This window comes from Psychrosphaera haliotis, assembly GCF_009728465.1.
Lineage (GTDB): Bacteria > Pseudomonadota > Gammaproteobacteria > Enterobacterales > Alteromonadaceae > Psychrosphaera > Psychrosphaera haliotis.
Genome location: NZ_WOCD01000003.1, coordinates 481,835 through 498,518 on the forward strand (window position 1 = coordinate 481,835; position 16,684 = coordinate 498,518).

The window sequence follows — 16,684 nt, forward strand, 5'->3', positions numbered from 1 at the left end:
CCATGAGCGTATTTTCTAGCATCTTTAAAAGCTCCCCTCATGGAGCGATGGGCATGACAACTAATCAGGTTATGCGCATGGTCTGTTATGCCACTATTCCTGGATTCATTACTCAATTGTATTTTTACGGCTGGGGAACATTGGTTCAGTTAGTACTTTGTATTGGTGTTGCAGTGTTAAGTGAGGCTATCGTTCTTAGCCTCAGAGAAAAGAGGATCAGACGCACCTTATCGGATGGGTCAGCGGTATTAACAGGCTTACTATTGGCACTAAGTATTCCGCCTCTAGCACCTTGGTGGGTTAGCGTTATCGGTGTTGCTTTCGCTATTATTATAGTAAAGCAGTTATATGGCGGATTAGGTTTTAACTTGTTTAATCCTGCAATGGCCGGTTATGTTGTACTGTTAATTTCTTTTCCAGTGGCTATGACTAGCTGGCAACCTATTCAGCCGATGCTTATGCATACATTGTCTCTTGCAGACACAGCTTACGTAATCTTTACTGGTTATAGCATTGAAGGTTACAACTTACAGCAGCTCAGCATGCTAGTTGACGGCACAACGATGGCGACGCCATTAGATCAATTCAAAACCGCACTAGCGCAACAACAAACCGTATCTGAAATACTTTCATTACCTATTTATGGCGAATATGGAGGAATTGGTTCGCAATGGGTGAACGCAGCTTACTTACTTGGCGGGCTATTTCTTTTACAAAGAGGCATAATCCGTTGGCACATTCCCTTAGGCATGATTGCCAGTCTGTTTGTTTTAACTGTTATTGCATCAGCCACCGGAGCTGATACCACCTACCCTCCAGTACAACAACTGTTTACTGGCGCTGTCATGTTTGGTGCATTTTTTATAGCCACAGATCCTGTTTCAGCCTCTACAACACCAAAAGGACGCATCATATTTGGTGCACTAATTGGTGCTCTTATATTTATGATAAGACAATGGGGTGGATACCCAGACGGTATAGCATTTGCCGTGCTACTCGCTAATATGTGTGTGCCGCTTATAGACCACTACACACAGCCTAAAGTTTATGGTCATAAAAGGTAGCCATCATGTCTGAATCTAATATTGCACTCATCAAAAGTAAAAAAATGCGCTCTTGCTCACTGCGTTTGCCGCTGTCTGTACGTTTTTAGTGGCATTAACACATCTAATAACGGCCCCTGTCATTGAAGAGCAAAAGCAGCAAGATATCTTACGAAAGCTAACACAGGTTTTGAACAAGGATAAGTTTGACAATAACCCACTTAATAACTGTGTAATGATTACTAACTCGGATATTTCAGGCGTTAATAAGCCAACCAAAATTTATCGTGCAACATTGAACGATGAGCCTTACGCCATGATTTTTCAAACGCAAACAAAACAAGGTTACAACGGCCGTATTGAACTAATGGTTGCCATTGATAAAAGTGGATCGGTACAAGGCGTTCGCACTATTGCTCATCAGGAAACACCGGGACTTGGCGATAAAATTGAATTAGAAAAATCTGATTGGGTACTGGAATTTAACAATAAAGTCGTTCGCTCTTTAAAAGACTCTAAGTGGTTTGTGAAAAAAGACGGGGGTCAGTTTGATCAGTTTACAGGCGCAACAATTACACCAAGAGCCATAGTTAACCAACTTAGACCAAGTGTTTACAATGCAACACAAGCTTTTGAAGAAGTCTTTGCGTTAGAAAACCAATGCAACATCACTGAGGCGGAAAGTTAAAATGACAGCAGAGTGGAAAGATATCGTCCTCAATGGCCTTTGGACAAATAACCCAGCCTTAGTTCAGCTCTTAGGATTATGTCCTTTACTGGCTGTTACCAATACATTCATAAATGCATTGGGGCTTGGCATAGCAACCTTACTCGTTTTGGTTGTTTCTAACTTAACTATTTCCCTTGTTAAGCAATGGGTAACCAAAGAAATACGCATCCCTGTTTTCATTATGATCATTGCGTCTTTTGTTACCATCATTCAATTATTGATGAATGCTTACACCTTTGGTTTGTATGTCTCGCTAGGCATTTTCATCCCACTAATTGTAACTAACTGTGCCATTATTGGCCGAGCGGAGGCCTTTGCTTCTAAAAATGGTCCTGTTGAGTCATCACTAGATGGCTTAATGATGGGGATTGGTTTTACTGCAATTTTACTGCTTCTTGGTGGTGCCCGTGAAGTGTTGGGTCAAGGTACACTATTTGATGGAGCTCACCTGCTATTTGGTGAATGGGCGAGAGGCATGACGGTTCAAATCTTTGAGTTTGAACAACAGTTTTTACTCGCTATTTTGCCGCCTGGTGCATTTATCGGTATGGGTCTTATTATTGCGCTAAAAAATATAATTGATGCTAAGCAAGCCGAGAAAAAAGTCAAAGACGTGAAATCCGTTGAACGAGCGCGTGTAACTACCGTTAATTAAAGCAAGTAATTTAAAATTATGAATAAAGAAAAACGCTTAGAAATACTAACTAGACTCAGAGATGACAACCCTCATCCAACGACTGAACTAGAGTTCACCACACCGTTTGAGCTTTTAATTGCAGTTTTATTAAGTGCACAAGCCACTGACGTAAGTGTGAACAAGGCTACGCGTAAACTTTATCCTGTCGCTAACACGCCACAAGCGATTCTTGATCTCGGTGTTGATGGGTTAAAAGACTACATAAAAACAATTGGCTTATTTAATTCAAAAGCAGAAAACACCATAAAAACCTGTCGCATGTTGGTTGAATTGCATAACTCAGTAGTACCTGAAGATAGAGCAGCGCTAGAGGCCCTTCCTGGCGTTGGACGTAAAACCGCTAATGTCGTACTGAATACTGCGTTTGGCTGGCCTACCATCGCTGTAGACACGCACATCTATCGAGTTTCAAACCGAACTAAGTTAGCAATGGGTAAAACCGTTGATGACGTTGAACAAAAGCTTCTAAAAGTCGTCCCAAAAGAATTTAAAGTAGACGTACACCACTGGCTTATCTTACATGGCCGCTATATCTGCGTAGCCCGTAAACCTAAATGTGGCGCTTGTTTGATTGAAGACTTGTGTGAGTTTAAAGAGAAAATAGAATAGAGTTGAGACAGTTTAGGCGTTCAATAGATGGTCACAGTCATCTAGTTCAAAGGCTCAATTCTACAAAAGCGAACTCTAAAAATTCAGTCATTGCGTTTCTTTCATTTGTTTCTCCCGGTACTCAGACGGCGATAGGCTGGTAAGTACTTTGAATTCTTTGTTAAAACTGGACTTAGTTTGAAACCCGGAGTCAAACATAACTGCCATAATCGAGCGTTGTGGTTGCTCTACCAGTAACCTCGCCGCATAGTTCACTCGTAAACGATTCATGCGCCTTGTGTAACTCTCACCATAATGATGATTAATGGCGTTCGAGAAAAGACGTGCCGTGACACCAAGCCTATCAGCCATTGCCTTTAAAGAAACCACTTCCTGAGTGTAAATGGTTACATCTTCAATTAACTGTTCAAAAGCGTAAATAGTAGTTTGGAAAACTCGAAGCTTTTCAGGTTCGATAGTTTTTACAGTGGAAGTACTAAAAGATGTATACAGCCAATCTAATAGAGGCGACTTTTGCAGGGCTAGAAATGTCGTAAAACTGATGATAGTCAACTTGAATACTATGGTCATCATCAGGGCAATTGACTGAAAAGCTTGCTTACCAGTACTTATTTCCAAGACTATTAGTACGTCGAAAATTAAAACCAACCAAGAATATGCGGTAAAGATTAAAAGCCAAAGATATAATATTTTGTTAAATCCTTGAGCTACAATTTCCGTATCTTCTGACACGTCCTTTAATGCCGTTTTTCTACACCAACTCAAATGTGAAAGCACCAAGGCATAGCCTAGTAACGATAGCAGTATCGCAAAATCGGCAACAGACCTTCCTTGTTCACTTATCATTAACACGAAAATCAAAATTCCAGGAACAAGATGAAGCAAGCTAGTACGCTTTAATCGCCAGTTGGTTTGAAACGCACTTTGAAACATCAAATAGGCTAATGGACCAAACAATACGGGCATTGCCGGTTGCAGTGCGGCGAAGAACACATTTGAGTCGTATGATAAATTTAATCCCAACAATGATGCATGTAGCCCCAGGACCAAAAAGCAAGCACCTAGTAATCTAACCGCTAGTAAATGAGAAACCTTTTGGAAAAACAAATGCAATGCCATCAGCAAGCACAACACGGTAACTACTGAATTCAAATTTACAAGTAATAGACTCATTTCTAATTTGGCCTTGTGGATAAACTCTTTCCATTTTTTTGAGCCTTAGGATTTTCCATTCCATTTATTTGTTATGCAACAAAAACTTTGACAATTTAGGGCCTCAAACGCGTTTAAGGGCGATTTAGTGGCTTGAGTTTCCTAATATCACGTCAATTAGGAGGGAAACATGAATTTTACAAAACTCGCATTTTTATTGGTTGTTGGCACTTTTATGTCAGTGCTGGTTAAAGCCGAAAAAATTGGCATTAAACAACACCAACAAATACATCAAACATTCGTTGATAGTGACTTTAGTGGCACAGCAATAATTACTCAAAACGGCAGCCCTGTTTTTCATCAAGGTTACGGCATGGCAGTTAAGGAGTGGCAAATTGCAAACTCAACGAACACTAAATTTCGTATAGCTTCTTTGTCAAAAACCTTTACGGAAGTTGTTATTATGAAGCTGGCAGAAGAAGGTCAATTAAACATTGATGAACCGCTAAAGCGCTACTTACCAGATTATCCTGCCAATTATGGAAATGAAGTGACTCTGCTTCACTTACTGACACATAGAAGTGGAATACCAAGGCTTTTTAATATCCCTGGCTGGACTAATGGAAAATCTGTTTCACCTCATACAAAAGAATCTTTTATATCGATGATTGCGGATATGCCGCTTGCGTTTAACGCAGGTTTGAAACGGCAATACTCAAGCGCTAACTACTATCTCCTTGGTGCAGTGATTGAACAAGTTACAGGCCAAAGTTTTGGTCAGGTTTTGCAAGACAAAATCTTAAAGCCGCTGAATATGAAAAACACCGATGTATACCGTCCAGGACAGCTAGTTTTAGGTCTTGCTAGCCAATACAAGAGTATTGCAGGTAAGTACTCGTTTTGCCCTGATGTTGAAGGCGAATTCTGCTCAGGAGACAATGTCAATCTAGCACTGTTTATGGCTAGTGGCTCGATGCATTCAACCACCGAAGACCTTACGCTATGGGCTCAGGCGCTAGACGGCAAAGGTTTACTCCGCGAAAGCAGCAAGACATTTTTATTTAACCCTAACACTAAAGCAAGTTGGAATGTTCAAACGGTTGCTTTATCAAATAAGCCAAATTTAAAGCTTCTAGTGGCCGATGGGGGACTGGAAGGCAGCAGCTCGATGTTAGTCAAACTACCCGAGGAACAAATAACGATAGTAATGTTGAATAACACCGGGATGGAATATCAAAATAAGGCGGAGCTAGGTCTTAAAATTTTAGGTATAATGTTGGAGTAATAAGCGATAGTCCGGTGCATGCTGCCTATTGCCTGCAACGAACAAAACCGTCGACGACGTCGAACAAAAGCTCTTCTAATGGCCGTAAGTCATCTATGACCTCACAGCATCAGCAGCTCCCTATACTAGAAAATTCGTCCCCAATGTATTTAAAGTAGACGTACCCCACTGGCTTATCCTGCACGGTCGTTATATTTGTGTAGCGAGAAAGCCTAAATGTGGCGCGTGTTTGATTGAAGACTTGTGTGAGTTTAAAGATAAAATCGACTAGTGTTTCGGAGCTTTGGGCTTTGGGCTTTGGGAGAAGTAGACAACAACAAAGCTTGTCGTACTTACCTAATGGCCCATCGCCAACTTCAGTGCAATCACATATTTTCAACTAATGTTCAACACTAACTTCCCAACATGATTTTTTTCTTCAAATTCTTTTTGAGCTTCTTTAATATCTTCTAAAGGAAACGATTTAGCAATCAAGGGCTTTATATCGCCTTGTTCAATCAAGCTAACTAGGTTGCTAAACACCCCCTTCTCCAATACAGTGCACCCAAAGAAGCTTAAGTCCTTTAAATACAAAGTTCGAACATCTAACGCTACCATTGCACCGCCAATAGCACCAGAAACAGAATATCGCCCTTTCGGTTTTAACACCTGCAATAAATCGGTAAATAAATTACCAGCCACCAAATCAATAACAACGTCCACACTGTTTTTACCTATTGTATCAAGTAAGCTTAAGTCTCTAGATACAACTTCATCGGCACCCAACATTTGAATTTGTTCGGTTTTGTTTGGACTTGTCAACGCAACAACTTTGGCACCTCTGGCCTTTGCTAATTGTATTGCCGCTGAACCGACACCACCGGAAGCTCCTGTTATCAATACTCGATCAGATTTAGTTACTTTGGCCCGTGTCAGCATGTTTTCAGCCGTAGAGTATGAACAAGGAAATGAGGCTAATTCTATATCGCTGAACTGAGAAGTTACTTTGTACGCATGAACAGATGAAACCGTAACGTACTCAGCAAATCCGCCGTTACATTCAGAGCCAAAGTACCACGGTGGATTAACTTCAACCCCGTTCACATCGGTGATGCAAGGTTCAATCAATACTCTTTCACCAACTCTCCTTGCTTCAACTGAGCGCCCAACCTTGACAATTTCCCCACAAACATCAGCACCTTGTATTCGAGGAAAAGCCAACGCGTTTCCGCTCCAGCTTGCATCGTTTTCGCCATTATCACTTTTAGAGTACCAACCTGTTCTGGTATTAATATCGGTGTTATTTATTCCCGCCGCCTTTACACGAATTAACACTTCATGCTGTTTAGGCTCTGGAAGGTCTAAATTAAAACGAAGTTCTAACTTATCTAGCCCGCCATGCCCTGTTAAAACGACACCTTTCATTTGGGATACCAATTGAGTCATAAGTTCCTCTCTTCAAATAGCGTTGAAATAATTTCTTTAGCTGATTTCAGTACTTCACTGAAAATAAAAACTCAGTAATGAATTGCTGAGTTTTTATTATAAAGTATTTACGTATTAAGCATCTACAAATAATACTTCACCGTTAATGAAGCCATCTACCGAACGTTCAAATGCTTTACCAACTAAAGTACCCGGTACAGGTTCAAACCCGGGCATCAATTCACCATAAACATCCCATGCTTCGGATAGTACCGTTGGGTTAACTACATTAATGCGACTACCTCGCGGCATTTCATAAGCTACACATTTGACAAAAGTATCTATTGCACCGCTTGCTGTGGCATCGGCAATGGCATAAGGAATTGGCTTAACATTTAGAATACCGCTAATTAATGTAAATGAGCCTCTATCAGCTATGTATTCTTGACCGATTCGAACTAAGTTAATCTGCCCCATCATTTTGCTCATCACCGTTGTCATCCATTGTGCTTCTGTCATTTCGGCAAATGTTGCGTATTCACAATAACCTACCGTGTTAACAACCGCGTCAAAGTGACCAACCTTCTCATATAACGCTCGAATAGAATTTTCATCTGTGATATCCACTCTATGATCTACGTCTCCTGATCGCCCTGCGGTAATAACTTTATGATTACTTAACCCCGTTAAGGCAGCCTGTCCCATTTTTCCTAAAGCACCAATTAAAATTACAGTTTTCATGACTTTCTCCGTCTGTGATATTTCGATGGGTGGAATAGTATTGAAGACAGTGAACAATTAGAAACAAAATCATTTTGTTAGTGATACCAAAATAATTGGTTAAACTATAATATAGACAAATTAATTCTTGTGGAATCGTTATGAGTAGCCTAGACAGATTAGACATTAAACAGTTAAGAATTTTTCAAGCGCTAATACGGGAACAGAATGCTTCAAAGGCTGCCAGCCAGCTTGGCCTTACTCAGCAAGCAGTGAGTGAGCAACTAAAAAAATTAAGAGGTGTTTTTGACGATAGACTTTTTATTAGGAAAACCAAGGGCTTTGTACCCACGCCATTTGCTGAATCCATTTCGTCTGACATTGACAAGGTACTGAGAGATTTTGAGCAGTTGTTATCGCCTAAAGTTTTTGATCCAAAAACATTGCAAGGCACTTACGTCATAGCAGCTACAGATTATGCTCAACAGGTTGTGTTACCTCAGTTCATAGCCACATTGAGATCGCAATCGCCTAATCTAAAAATTATTGTTAGGGACTTTGAAATAGATAAACTTCACGAGCTAATGGAATCAGGAAAAGTAAACCTAGCCATCGCTTTTCCTGATTATATTCCTGATTCATACCCTCTGATCAAATTGTTTGAAGAGCATCATGTTTGTGTTACCTCAAACCATTCAACCATCTCTAAAATGAATACGTCATTAAAAGAGATAGCCGCTCATCCTAGTATTATTGCTTCTCCATCTCGACCTAACTTTAAAGGCTCTATTGACGATTGGTTTAAAAAGTTTGGTTTAGTTCGAAACGTTATGGTTTCAGCGCCTTGCTTCTCCGTTGTGCCTATGTACTTGGAAACGACAGATTCTATTGCGTTCTTGCCATCTAAAGCCATTGAAGGGCTTGGTTTAACCACACTCGACTTAGCGGAGTCACCTGAACCATTTGATGTGATTGCTGCGTGGCATCCAAGATATAGTGACGATGCTATTCAAAAATGGCTAATAGACAAATTAAAAGAGGAGAACTTTTAAATTTTTCCCAGTGAGTTTTATTTAGATAATGCTTTCCTATCTTTAATGATAGAGGGTAAATTACTTGTATATAAAATAGATAGTAACTTCAGGAACAAACTAGGTGCGATCAATATTGAAAACTAAAACAATGAGTATGTTAATCATATTGCTCTTATGCTCAGGCTGCTCAACAGTTGACACTTTGTACGTAAATGGAACTATATGGACAGGTGTTAAAGGTGCTGAACAGGCAACAGTGTTAGCTATCAAAGGTAATAAAATAGCCTTTGTCGGTACTGATGTGCCTATCGGTTTAAGTTCAGAAAGCGTCATAGATTTACAAGGCCGTTTTGTTATGCATGGCTTTATAGATAATCATGTCCATTTTTTTGAGGGCGGTGCTGCACTGGCTAGCGTTGACTTAAGGCAAGTTTCGTCGCGAGAAGAGTTCATACAGAAAATAATTCAATTTAGTCAAGAGTTGCAACCTGAACGCTGGGTATTAAATGGCAATTGGGACCACGAACAATGGGGCGGGTTCTTGCCACATAAGTCATGGATTGACCAGGGAACCTCCAAAAACCCTGTTTATGTAATTCGTACTGATGGACATATGGCTTTAGCAAACTCTTTAGCTTTGAAACTAGCAAATATAACTCGTGATACGCCAGATCCTGAAGGCGGCAAGATAATGCGTGACAAAACGGGTAAACCAACTGGAATATTAAAAGGTAATGCCCTTAATCTCATTCTAGAGGTTATACCTGAACCTTCTGAAGAAGAATTGCTAGAACAATTTACATTGGCTCAAAATCACGCATTAGCACTTGGGTTATCAAAAGTTCATGCTGTAACAGCTTACCCAACAGAGACAAAAATGTTGCAATATTTTAAATTGGCGCGAGATCGTAAGGTCATGAAAATACGTTCTTTTGTTTCAACACCAATTGAGTCTTTAAGTGATGCAGCATCAACAGTTAGCAATGAGGGTCGAGGAGATCACCTGCTTTCTTTTGGTGGCGTAAAAGGGTTTATTGATGGTTCCTTAGGTGCGCGCACAGCATGGTTCCACAAACCTTACTATGATGAAAGTACTAACTATGGTCTTCCCCTTAATAATCCTGAGGTGTTTAATGAATGGTTAAAAAGTGCTGATGAGGCTGAATTGAGTCTTTCTATCCATGCATTGGGAGACAGAGGTATAGACACAGTTATTAAACAATTAGAAAATATTGCTGGCGACAGTATTAGTGAAAAACGTTATCGAATTGAACACTTCCAACATCCTACAGCCCAAGCTATTCAAAAAGTAGCTGAACATGGCATCATCGTTTCAATGCAACCTTACCACGCGATTGATGATGGGCGTTGGGCAGAACAAAGAATAGGTCCAATTAGACTTCAAACGACTTATGCTTTCAAAAGTATATTGGATGCTGGCGGATTACTCACTTTTGGCTCTGATTGGCCAGTAGCCCCGCTTTCACCCATCGAAGGTATCTATGCAGCTGTTACTCGCCGCACACTTGATGATAAACACCCTAACGGCTGGGTCCCCAAACAAAAAATAACTGTTGAAGAAGCGTTAACCGCTTATACCGTTACAAACAGTTACGCCTTTAATAATGAAACAACCTCAGGCACCTTGGAAAAGGAAAATATGCCGATTTCATCATTTTGTCCGCTGATCCTAGACAAGTCGCACCTGGAGAAATTCGAAACATTAGAGTTTTAGAAAATCACATAAATGGCAAACAAGTATTTAAGCTCCAAAAAACAGCGGAATAAGATTACTACTTCCTTGTCTTTTTAGTTGGGCCACGCATAGCCGTAGACACACATATTTACCGTATTTCAAACCAAACTAAGTTAGCAATGGATAAAAATGGACATCAAAGAGTATATTGAACGCTTGGAGGAAATTTCCCAACTAAGTAGGGATAAGCAATTTTCGTTACTTGAACAGGCTCGAGACGAAATTCAATCAAATACTTCATTGCCTAGTTTTGCAATTATTGCAGTTATAGTTTCGTGTGAGTTGTATATCTTTATTCTTAGGGGCCGCCTATTACTTCTGGGGTCTTTCAACTTTTAAGTTTGTTCTTGCGGTGCTCTTGGGATTAGTTTTTTCCCGAATTATCGTTTCAGAAATTAATGAGCGTTTAATGCTGATAGGGCTTAAGCGGGTACTGCGTAAAACCCTTTATAACACGTGATTTAAGAAGGTCTCGTGTAAGCTTGCCGAGCCTTAGGCAAACCGTTAAGCAAGCTATAACTCGCTTGCTTAACCTGTCGATATACGTAAACAGTAAACTACGATTTAGTGAGTCTATTTTTAAGTCTACATGAAGCCAAATTTACCATTCTCGTTTTTCCACTCTGATCTAGAGGGTATGGATTCAATTGTATCCCAGTGCTCAACAATCTTGTTATTTTCGATACGGAAAAGATCATAAAAAGAAACTTTCTGATTCATAAACAACCCTTCACTGACGGACAGAACAAAGTTACCTTCCCCTATAATCAAATGGTTTTTCTCAAATACCATAGGTTTACCCGCTTTTGCCAATGCAACAAGGGCGCTACTAAGTCCTTCTAAACCATCAGCAACTGCAACATTGTGCTGAAGGTAATCTGACTCTTTTGCTCCAATGAAGTTACTGATCGTAGCCATATTACCTCCAATAAGGATTTCTTGAACAAAATCTCTGACTAATGCTTTGTTTGCGTTAGTTTTGTCAAGGTCGACTATGTTAGTAATACCATCAAACTGTGTTCGACCACTTGGATTAGGTTTAGATATCTCTTGCAAATTGTCCCAATGCTCAACTATTAGTCCGTTATCAAATCGGAAAATATCAAAGCCAGATTTCGGGCCAAAGAAGTTGTATTTTGTATGTAGCGCAACATAATCACCATCTTGAATAGCACGAATAACCTTAGCTTTCGCCTCTCCCTTAGGTATCTGCTGTAATACGGCACCAAAGCCAGAGATCCCATCACCTACAGATAGGTTATGTTGGGTATATTGTTTTGAGTTAATGAAAGCTAATGCTTTTTTATCGCCAGTCTCAATACTTGAGATTACTGCAATCGCTTTATCACGGTTAGTTATATCTTCTGCATTGGCCATTGTTACAGAGCCTAAAACTGAAGTAGCAAGAAGAGTTGTTGTGAGTAAATGATTTAGTTTATTCATAATTTTGTCCTTTTGTGGAGTCGAGGACATATTAAACATGGAAAGGTTTAATAACTATGTGGAAATGAGCCGAAAAATGGTCAATATCAAACCTAAACAATTTTATTTTACTTTTTTCAGCATTATAATTCTAGTTTGATAAATTGCTTTTGAAACTGTGTAGGTGTCATTTTTGTTTGATTCTTAAAATATTTAACGAAATTACTTGCATCTTCGAAACTAAAATCATAGGCGAGTTGCTGAGTAGTAACATTGCTTATAACCAGTCTACGTTTCATTTCGATAATAACAAAGGCGTCTATCATTTGTTTGATAGTGATATCAGTAGCAAGCTTGCAAACTTGATTAAGTGTTTTGTAGGTCGTGCCAATTTTTGAGGCGTAAGAATTGGCATCTCGATCATGTTCATAGTGGGATTGAAGAAGATCAAAAAAACGTGCCAGCATAACGCTTTGTTTTTGAGATAGTTTATCATGACGTTCTTCAGGCCTTAACCTGTGCAACATGAGAGAAAATGAAGAAAAAAGATACATGACTATTAGCGGATCTGCGTTGTTATGTGAAATTTCCTTTATTGCTTCATCAATGAGTCGTTTAGCACTTATATCCGTTGCTTTATCCAGCTGAATAACTGGGGAACGAGATTGACTCAAATGCGTTGGTGTATAATTAGGTAAACGCATATTGCTATGTAATTTATCTAGAAAAGCTTGTGTAAAAACAATCACTTTTCCACCCGGCATTAATGAGAAGTCGAATGCTTGTACCTGCTCTCTCCTAACAAATATAATACTCCCCGGATTAAAAGCGTATTCTTTGAAGTCTACAATGTGACTACCGTAACCATGCTCAATATAAACCCACATAAAAAAAGTGATACGATGGAGTTTCTGTGGTGAGTCTTCATGGTCAACTTGCTTATAAAGAGATTCTAGTTCAAATATTTCTACTTCAGCTTGATTCGATTTTTTATGGTTAAAATTTATGGTAGGTATTTGCATTTTGTTGCCTTTTTAAAGTTTACCTATTTGATTACCTTACTTTTGACTGTAATTAATATGTCTCGTCAACTAAATATGACAAATACAAACTCACTAAGTATGCCAGAGAGTTTAAAGTCAAAACAGACTAGGCTAAAGCCTGCTTTGAGAGAAATTAGTCAATAAATTTAAGCGAATAGGATTTGTCTTTTCCTATTAATAATTTGTAGCTAGTCCCATCACTTAACAGCGTGTTTATTCCCGTTTTACTCACAAGCAATAGTCGATTACCTGTACTTGAAGTGTAAGCATAAATCGGCCAATCATTCGTGAATTCGCTAGTAGAATTAAACTTGTTTTGCCACTTTGTAAAGGCTGTATTTTCGTCTTTGATGAAACAATTTGAGCTTGTTTCATCGTCGGTGCAAAAAACTTTTCCTGCCGCTACCGTTCCTCCGAACGAAGCGTTATATTTAGTATTTGTTTGCAAGGTGATTGGTTTTGCTACATCCAAATACAAGCCTGCTATTGAATATGCCATCTTGTCGATTCCAGAAACCCAACTGGTATTAGATAGTATAGAAATACTTAGCCCATGTTCCGGGTATAGAACAAGCACGGAGCGAGCTCCTGGAGTAGCACCAGCATGGTGATAAACTTTTCTTGCTTGCATATCGTCGCCAATTCGCCAACCAAAACCTACTTGGAACTTAGGTGTAGATACAATGTTTCCACTTGTTGTTAACGTAGGAGAAAACAGCAAACTTTGGTAAGCGGGATTTGTTTTACTTTTATTTAAAACTTGATAACCCAAATGAGCTAAATCGAGAGCTGTCGAAGATAAACCTGCGCCAAATACACTATAAGATTTCTCACCAAACTCTTCTTGTTTAATTTTTCCAAAGGAATATGAATATAACTGTGAAGTATTAGGAGCAAGGTTTAGGATATTCTCTATGGCTGGTGTGTCTTTTCCCGTCCATCGTTTTATGAAGTTAGGTATTGTCACTGAAAGCGGTTGGTCCGTAATTTTCTCATATAAAGCGCCAGCTAATGTATAGGCATGGGTCGAATAATGATAAGCCTTGCCGGGCTCTTCCAATAAGTCTCTACTCTTTAAGGTAGATATAGCTTCGCTAGCTGCGCTGTAGTGTTTGTTATATATGTCATAATCTTTCGCCTGATAATGCGGCATACCTGATGTGTGCGATAAAAGCTGTCTCAAAGTTATCTTGTGGTAATGCTTATCGAGTTCAGGCATATACTGCCCTATTGCAATATCTGGATTTAACTTTCCATCAACCACCAACTCAGCGAGCATTGTTGCTCCTATTACTTTTGATACACTGGCTAACCTAAAAATACTTTCTTCATTCGTTTTTAAATTTTTGTCAGTGTCAGTATATCCCGTGGCGACAGATGCAACAGTTATCCCTTGATGAACCACCGCAACAGAGTATCCCGGTACTTTTGTAATTTCACGTAAGCTGTTTAACAGCGTCTTTATTTCTTGCTCAAATTCACTTCGCTCATAGCTACTGTTTGTTTTTGAAATTAAGTTGTCAGCCAATAACTGCATCGGCCATAAACACGCTATTAATAGTATTAGTTTTTTTATTTTCATTTTCTGCTCCTTTTAACTGAGTGAAGCACAAATGTGTAAAAGGCCTTAGTAAATAAAGGTTAAGAACAGTTATGAAAGGTTATTTTTCGTTAGCTAACGCTTTTAAATAAGGCCATATACGATGTTTTGGATTTTCTTTATGTTGTTTAGTTAAGTTTAACTTTCCTGACGAAAGTAGTTTCGTAATTCCATTTATTTGCGAATTTAAAAGTGACTCTGCAATAAAATCAGGCGTTAATTCAAAGCTATCTTTTCTCAAAACTGTGGCTGTTTTGGGTTCAACTATGCTTAAGGTCACAAAGTATTTTTCATTCTTTTTTAAAACTTCAAAATAACTTATTAATGCAAGTCTGTTTCTTCTAGCTTGAACAGGAACTAAAACGTCTTGCTGCTTTTCAGAAAAAACGAGGTTAATATTGTTTTCTTTCATCTCCGTCAACAACTTGTCATTCCAATTGGAATAAACAGTTAAAGCTGGGTTTATCAATTTATGGGGTTTAATATTAGTCCAAAGGGCGATTCGATCATTAATATATAGTTCGTTAGAAGAAGGCCTAAAAATATAGATAGAAGCAATTATTGCTAACATTAAAAGACTAATCGTTAAAGTTGTTGTTTTGTACTGTATGAGGGGAGAATAAAAAGTACGCTTTGTAGACGTAACCTCAGGTTCAGGCTTTGCACTAACATCATCAATAATGAGTCTATAACCTTCCCCCCTTACTGATTGCACTATTATTCCTTCAATTCCAGACTCCATTATTGCCTTTCTTAATACAAACACTCGTTGTTTTATTGTTTCCGAGCTAACTGTGCTATTTCCCCAAACAGTTGAAGAGATTTGGTTAGCAGATAATATTTCTCCATTTGATTCGCCTAAAGCTCTTAGCAACTTAAAACTCAAACGGTTTAATGACATGACTCTACCTTTGAACACAATAGAGTTACTATTTTCATCAAAATTCAATAGTTCAACTTTCATACTTACCATTGCCTTTCTTGTTTTTAATATGATTCTATCGTAGCAATTTTCATGTCTTTTGGGATTCAATTATTAAACTTTAAAAGTAATAGGTTCAGCATCAATATTTTTCGAGGCTAACCTTTGAGCTGAGTTTGACAAAAGCTTTTTAGAACTGTGACATAAGAATTTAAAGTTGAAGTGAAGCACGGGTTAATACTTCACGAGCTTGGTGTTTGTAGGGCTCGAATACTAAAATTTGTTCGTGTTTAATTGAATACTTGTGTGAATTCAAAGATAACTAAAAATTAACGTTAGTTATTAATTTAGTCCCCAATTATTTAAAATCGATTGAAACTGGCCATTCTCTTTAATTACTCTAAGAGCTTGTTCTAAGGCCTTAGCTTTAGAAGCGCTAAGCGATAAGTTTCCGGCTAAGTGTAATTCATTAGGAAAGTCAGTTAACTCAATCACCCTTTCAACGTCATTCACATCAAGGTTTAGATCACTCAACTCTGTATTTAAAGAAAGGGTATTAGTTAACACAAACTCAATCCTGTTAGTAAATAACATATGCCATAAGCGCTGATAATTAACACTTAGTGACATATTACCATCTTCCTTAAAGCCTGCATTACGAAGATATGATTCACTGTAGTAACTACGAATAGTGCCAACAACATGGTTTTTAGCTTGCTCTAAGTTAGCTACGTTTTGATTACTGCCCTTCAAAGAGACTAAAAAAGCATCGTTATGATACATTTTACCTAGCCACAAAAACTCATTTTCTCTGCTTGGGCTCTTAAGTAACGAAAACATTAGGACATTTGGATTGGTTTTAAGTAAATGATGTGCACGAGCAAAAGGGTATAGCTCAATAGAATAGTCAATGTCGGCTTCTTTGGCTAAGGCCTTGATTATGTCAACCAAGGCACCTTTAACCTCGCCCGATTTATCTTTAAAGTGGTATGGAGGAAGATCCTCAGCGACAAACTGCAACGGCTCAGCTTGGGACATAAAAGAAAGAACCGAAATTAATACGAAAATAAATTTCAATTTAATACCTCTACAGCTAAAAATTCATGCGCTGTTTTAAATTGGAGTGTTCCAAATATGACGGAATCAGTTTTGGTGTCAATCAGTTTTAGTTTAAAACTATTCTCCCTGCACATTTTCAACATTCTGAATTCTGGATAGACGGAGGATAAAGACTTATACTTCCTTTCTAATAATTAGAATTATTTCT

Annotated in this window: 15 protein-coding genes and 1 pseudogene; 8 read left to right on the plus strand and 8 right to left on the minus strand. The window is 38.6% G+C overall.

The window, feature by feature from the left end:
• The first annotated feature begins 2 nt into the window (after positions 1-2).
• The 4 genes from rsxD to nth are packed head-to-tail and all read left to right on the plus strand — an operon-like array spanning position 3 to position 3,079.
• Positions 3-1,064: an electron transport complex subunit RsxD gene (rsxD, locus tag GNP35_RS07050; RefSeq protein ID WP_155695448.1), complete on the plus strand. Its 1,062-nt coding sequence runs from the start codon at positions 3-5 to the stop codon at positions 1,062-1,064.
• A 52-nt stretch (positions 1,065-1,116) separates the two neighbouring features.
• Positions 1,117-1,731, plus strand: a complete 615-nt coding sequence (rsxG, locus tag GNP35_RS07055) for an electron transport complex subunit RsxG (protein ID WP_155695449.1) — start codon at positions 1,117-1,119, stop codon at positions 1,729-1,731.
• Between the two features lies 1 nt (position 1,732).
• Positions 1,733-2,428, plus strand: coding sequence for an electron transport complex subunit E (locus GNP35_RS07060; protein WP_155695450.1), 696 nt, complete (start codon positions 1,733-1,735; stop codon positions 2,426-2,428).
• An 18-nt stretch (positions 2,429-2,446) separates the two neighbouring features.
• Complete coding sequence (nth, locus tag GNP35_RS07065; RefSeq protein ID WP_155695451.1) at positions 2,447-3,079, plus strand: endonuclease III; 633 nt, start codon at positions 2,447-2,449, stop codon at positions 3,077-3,079.
• Positions 3,080-3,166: 87 nt separating this feature from the next.
• Here the strand turns inward: nth and GNP35_RS07070 are convergent, their stop codons facing one another.
• Positions 3,167-4,252, minus strand: coding sequence for an AraC family transcriptional regulator (locus GNP35_RS07070; protein WP_155695452.1), 1,086 nt, complete (start codon positions 4,250-4,252; stop codon positions 3,167-3,169).
• A gap of 169 nt (positions 4,253-4,421) precedes the next feature.
• Here GNP35_RS07070 and GNP35_RS07075 point away from each other — a divergent pair, with 169 nt between their 5' ends.
• Positions 4,422-5,516 carry a serine hydrolase domain-containing protein gene (locus tag GNP35_RS07075; protein ID WP_155695453.1) on the plus strand — a complete coding sequence of 365 codons (1,095 nt, stop codon included), beginning with the start codon at positions 4,422-4,424 and terminating at the stop codon, positions 5,514-5,516.
• Between the two features lie 130 nt (positions 5,517-5,646).
• Positions 5,647-5,787: pseudogene (locus GNP35_RS07080) on the plus strand (endonuclease III); the annotation flags it as partial.
• A 104-nt stretch (positions 5,788-5,891) separates the two neighbouring features.
• On the opposite strand, the gene GNP35_RS07085 reads toward GNP35_RS07080, so the two are convergent.
• Both GNP35_RS07085 and GNP35_RS07090 read right to left on the minus strand, forming a co-directional pair.
• Complete coding sequence (locus tag GNP35_RS07085; RefSeq protein ID WP_155695454.1) at positions 5,892-6,941, minus strand: alcohol dehydrogenase family protein; 1,050 nt, start codon at positions 6,939-6,941, stop codon at positions 5,892-5,894.
• 114 nt (positions 6,942-7,055) lie between these two features.
• Positions 7,056-7,661 (minus strand): short chain dehydrogenase, encoded by a 606-nt coding sequence (locus tag GNP35_RS07090; RefSeq protein WP_155695455.1) that lies wholly within the window; start codon positions 7,659-7,661, stop codon positions 7,056-7,058.
• Between the two features lie 140 nt (positions 7,662-7,801).
• Between GNP35_RS07090 and GNP35_RS07095 the strand changes: the two genes are divergently transcribed.
• Both GNP35_RS07095 and GNP35_RS07100 read left to right on the plus strand, forming a co-directional pair.
• Positions 7,802-8,692 carry a LysR family transcriptional regulator gene (locus GNP35_RS07095; protein WP_155695456.1) on the plus strand — a complete coding sequence of 297 codons (891 nt, stop codon included), beginning with the start codon at positions 7,802-7,804 and terminating at the stop codon, positions 8,690-8,692.
• A gap of 115 nt (positions 8,693-8,807) precedes the next feature.
• Positions 8,808-10,409 carry an amidohydrolase gene (locus tag GNP35_RS07100; RefSeq protein ID WP_155695457.1) on the plus strand — a complete coding sequence of 534 codons (1,602 nt, stop codon included), beginning with the start codon at positions 8,808-8,810 and terminating at the stop codon, positions 10,407-10,409.
• A 606-nt stretch (positions 10,410-11,015) separates the two neighbouring features.
• Here the strand turns inward: GNP35_RS07100 and GNP35_RS07105 are convergent.
• The 5 genes from GNP35_RS07105 to GNP35_RS07125 form a co-directional block, all read right to left on the minus strand.
• Positions 11,016-11,873: a nuclear transport factor 2 family protein gene (locus tag GNP35_RS07105; protein WP_155695458.1), complete on the minus strand. Its 858-nt coding sequence runs from the start codon at positions 11,871-11,873 to the stop codon at positions 11,016-11,018.
• Positions 11,874-11,995: 122 nt separating this feature from the next.
• On the minus strand, positions 11,996-12,874 hold the full coding sequence (locus GNP35_RS07110) for an AraC family transcriptional regulator (RefSeq protein WP_155695459.1): 879 nt from the start codon (positions 12,872-12,874) through the stop codon (positions 11,996-11,998).
• A 154-nt stretch (positions 12,875-13,028) separates the two neighbouring features.
• Complete coding sequence (locus tag GNP35_RS07115) at positions 13,029-14,477, minus strand: serine hydrolase domain-containing protein (RefSeq protein WP_155695460.1); 1,449 nt, start codon at positions 14,475-14,477, stop codon at positions 13,029-13,031.
• Positions 14,478-14,556: 79 nt separating this feature from the next.
• The gene (locus GNP35_RS07120; RefSeq protein WP_196492450.1) at positions 14,557-15,459 is read right to left on the minus strand and encodes a winged helix-turn-helix domain-containing protein; all 903 of its coding nucleotides are present in this window, start codon (positions 15,457-15,459) and stop codon (positions 14,557-14,559) included.
• A 300-nt stretch (positions 15,460-15,759) separates the two neighbouring features.
• Positions 15,760-16,494: a substrate-binding periplasmic protein gene (locus tag GNP35_RS07125; protein ID WP_155695462.1), complete on the minus strand. Its 735-nt coding sequence runs from the start codon at positions 16,492-16,494 to the stop codon at positions 15,760-15,762.
• Positions 16,495-16,684: the final 190 nt, after the last annotated feature.

Excerpts from the sequence above, each read along its gene's own strand:
- GNP35_RS07105 (WP_155695458.1), bottom strand. The coding sequence starts at position 11,873 with ATGAATAAACTAAATCATTTACTCACAACAACTCTTCTTGCTACTTCA.
- GNP35_RS07095 (WP_155695456.1), top strand. The coding sequence starts at position 7,802 with ATGAGTAGCCTAGACAGATTAGACATTAAACAGTTAAGAATTTTTCAA.
- GNP35_RS07060 (WP_155695450.1), top strand. The coding sequence starts at position 1,733 with ATGACAGCAGAGTGGAAAGATATCGTCCTCAATGGCCTTTGGACAAAT.
- GNP35_RS07120 (WP_196492450.1), bottom strand. The coding sequence starts at position 15,459 with ATGAAAGTTGAACTATTGAATTTTGATGAAAATAGTAACTCTATTGTG.
- GNP35_RS07085 (WP_155695454.1), bottom strand. The coding sequence starts at position 6,941 with ATGACTCAATTGGTATCCCAAATGAAAGGTGTCGTTTTAACAGGGCAT.
- rsxD (WP_155695448.1), top strand. The coding sequence starts at position 3 with ATGAGCGTATTTTCTAGCATCTTTAAAAGCTCCCCTCATGGAGCGATG.
- GNP35_RS07090 (WP_155695455.1), bottom strand. The coding sequence starts at position 7,661 with ATGAAAACTGTAATTTTAATTGGTGCTTTAGGAAAAATGGGACAGGCT.
- GNP35_RS07070 (WP_155695452.1), bottom strand. The coding sequence starts at position 4,252 with ATGAGTCTATTACTTGTAAATTTGAATTCAGTAGTTACCGTGTTGTGC.
- GNP35_RS07075 (WP_155695453.1), top strand. The coding sequence starts at position 4,422 with ATGAATTTTACAAAACTCGCATTTTTATTGGTTGTTGGCACTTTTATG.
- nth (WP_155695451.1), top strand. The coding sequence starts at position 2,447 with ATGAATAAAGAAAAACGCTTAGAAATACTAACTAGACTCAGAGATGAC.
- GNP35_RS07110 (WP_155695459.1), bottom strand. The coding sequence starts at position 12,874 with ATGCAAATACCTACCATAAATTTTAACCATAAAAAATCGAATCAAGCT.
- GNP35_RS07115 (WP_155695460.1), bottom strand. The coding sequence starts at position 14,477 with ATGAAAATAAAAAAACTAATACTATTAATAGCGTGTTTATGGCCGATG.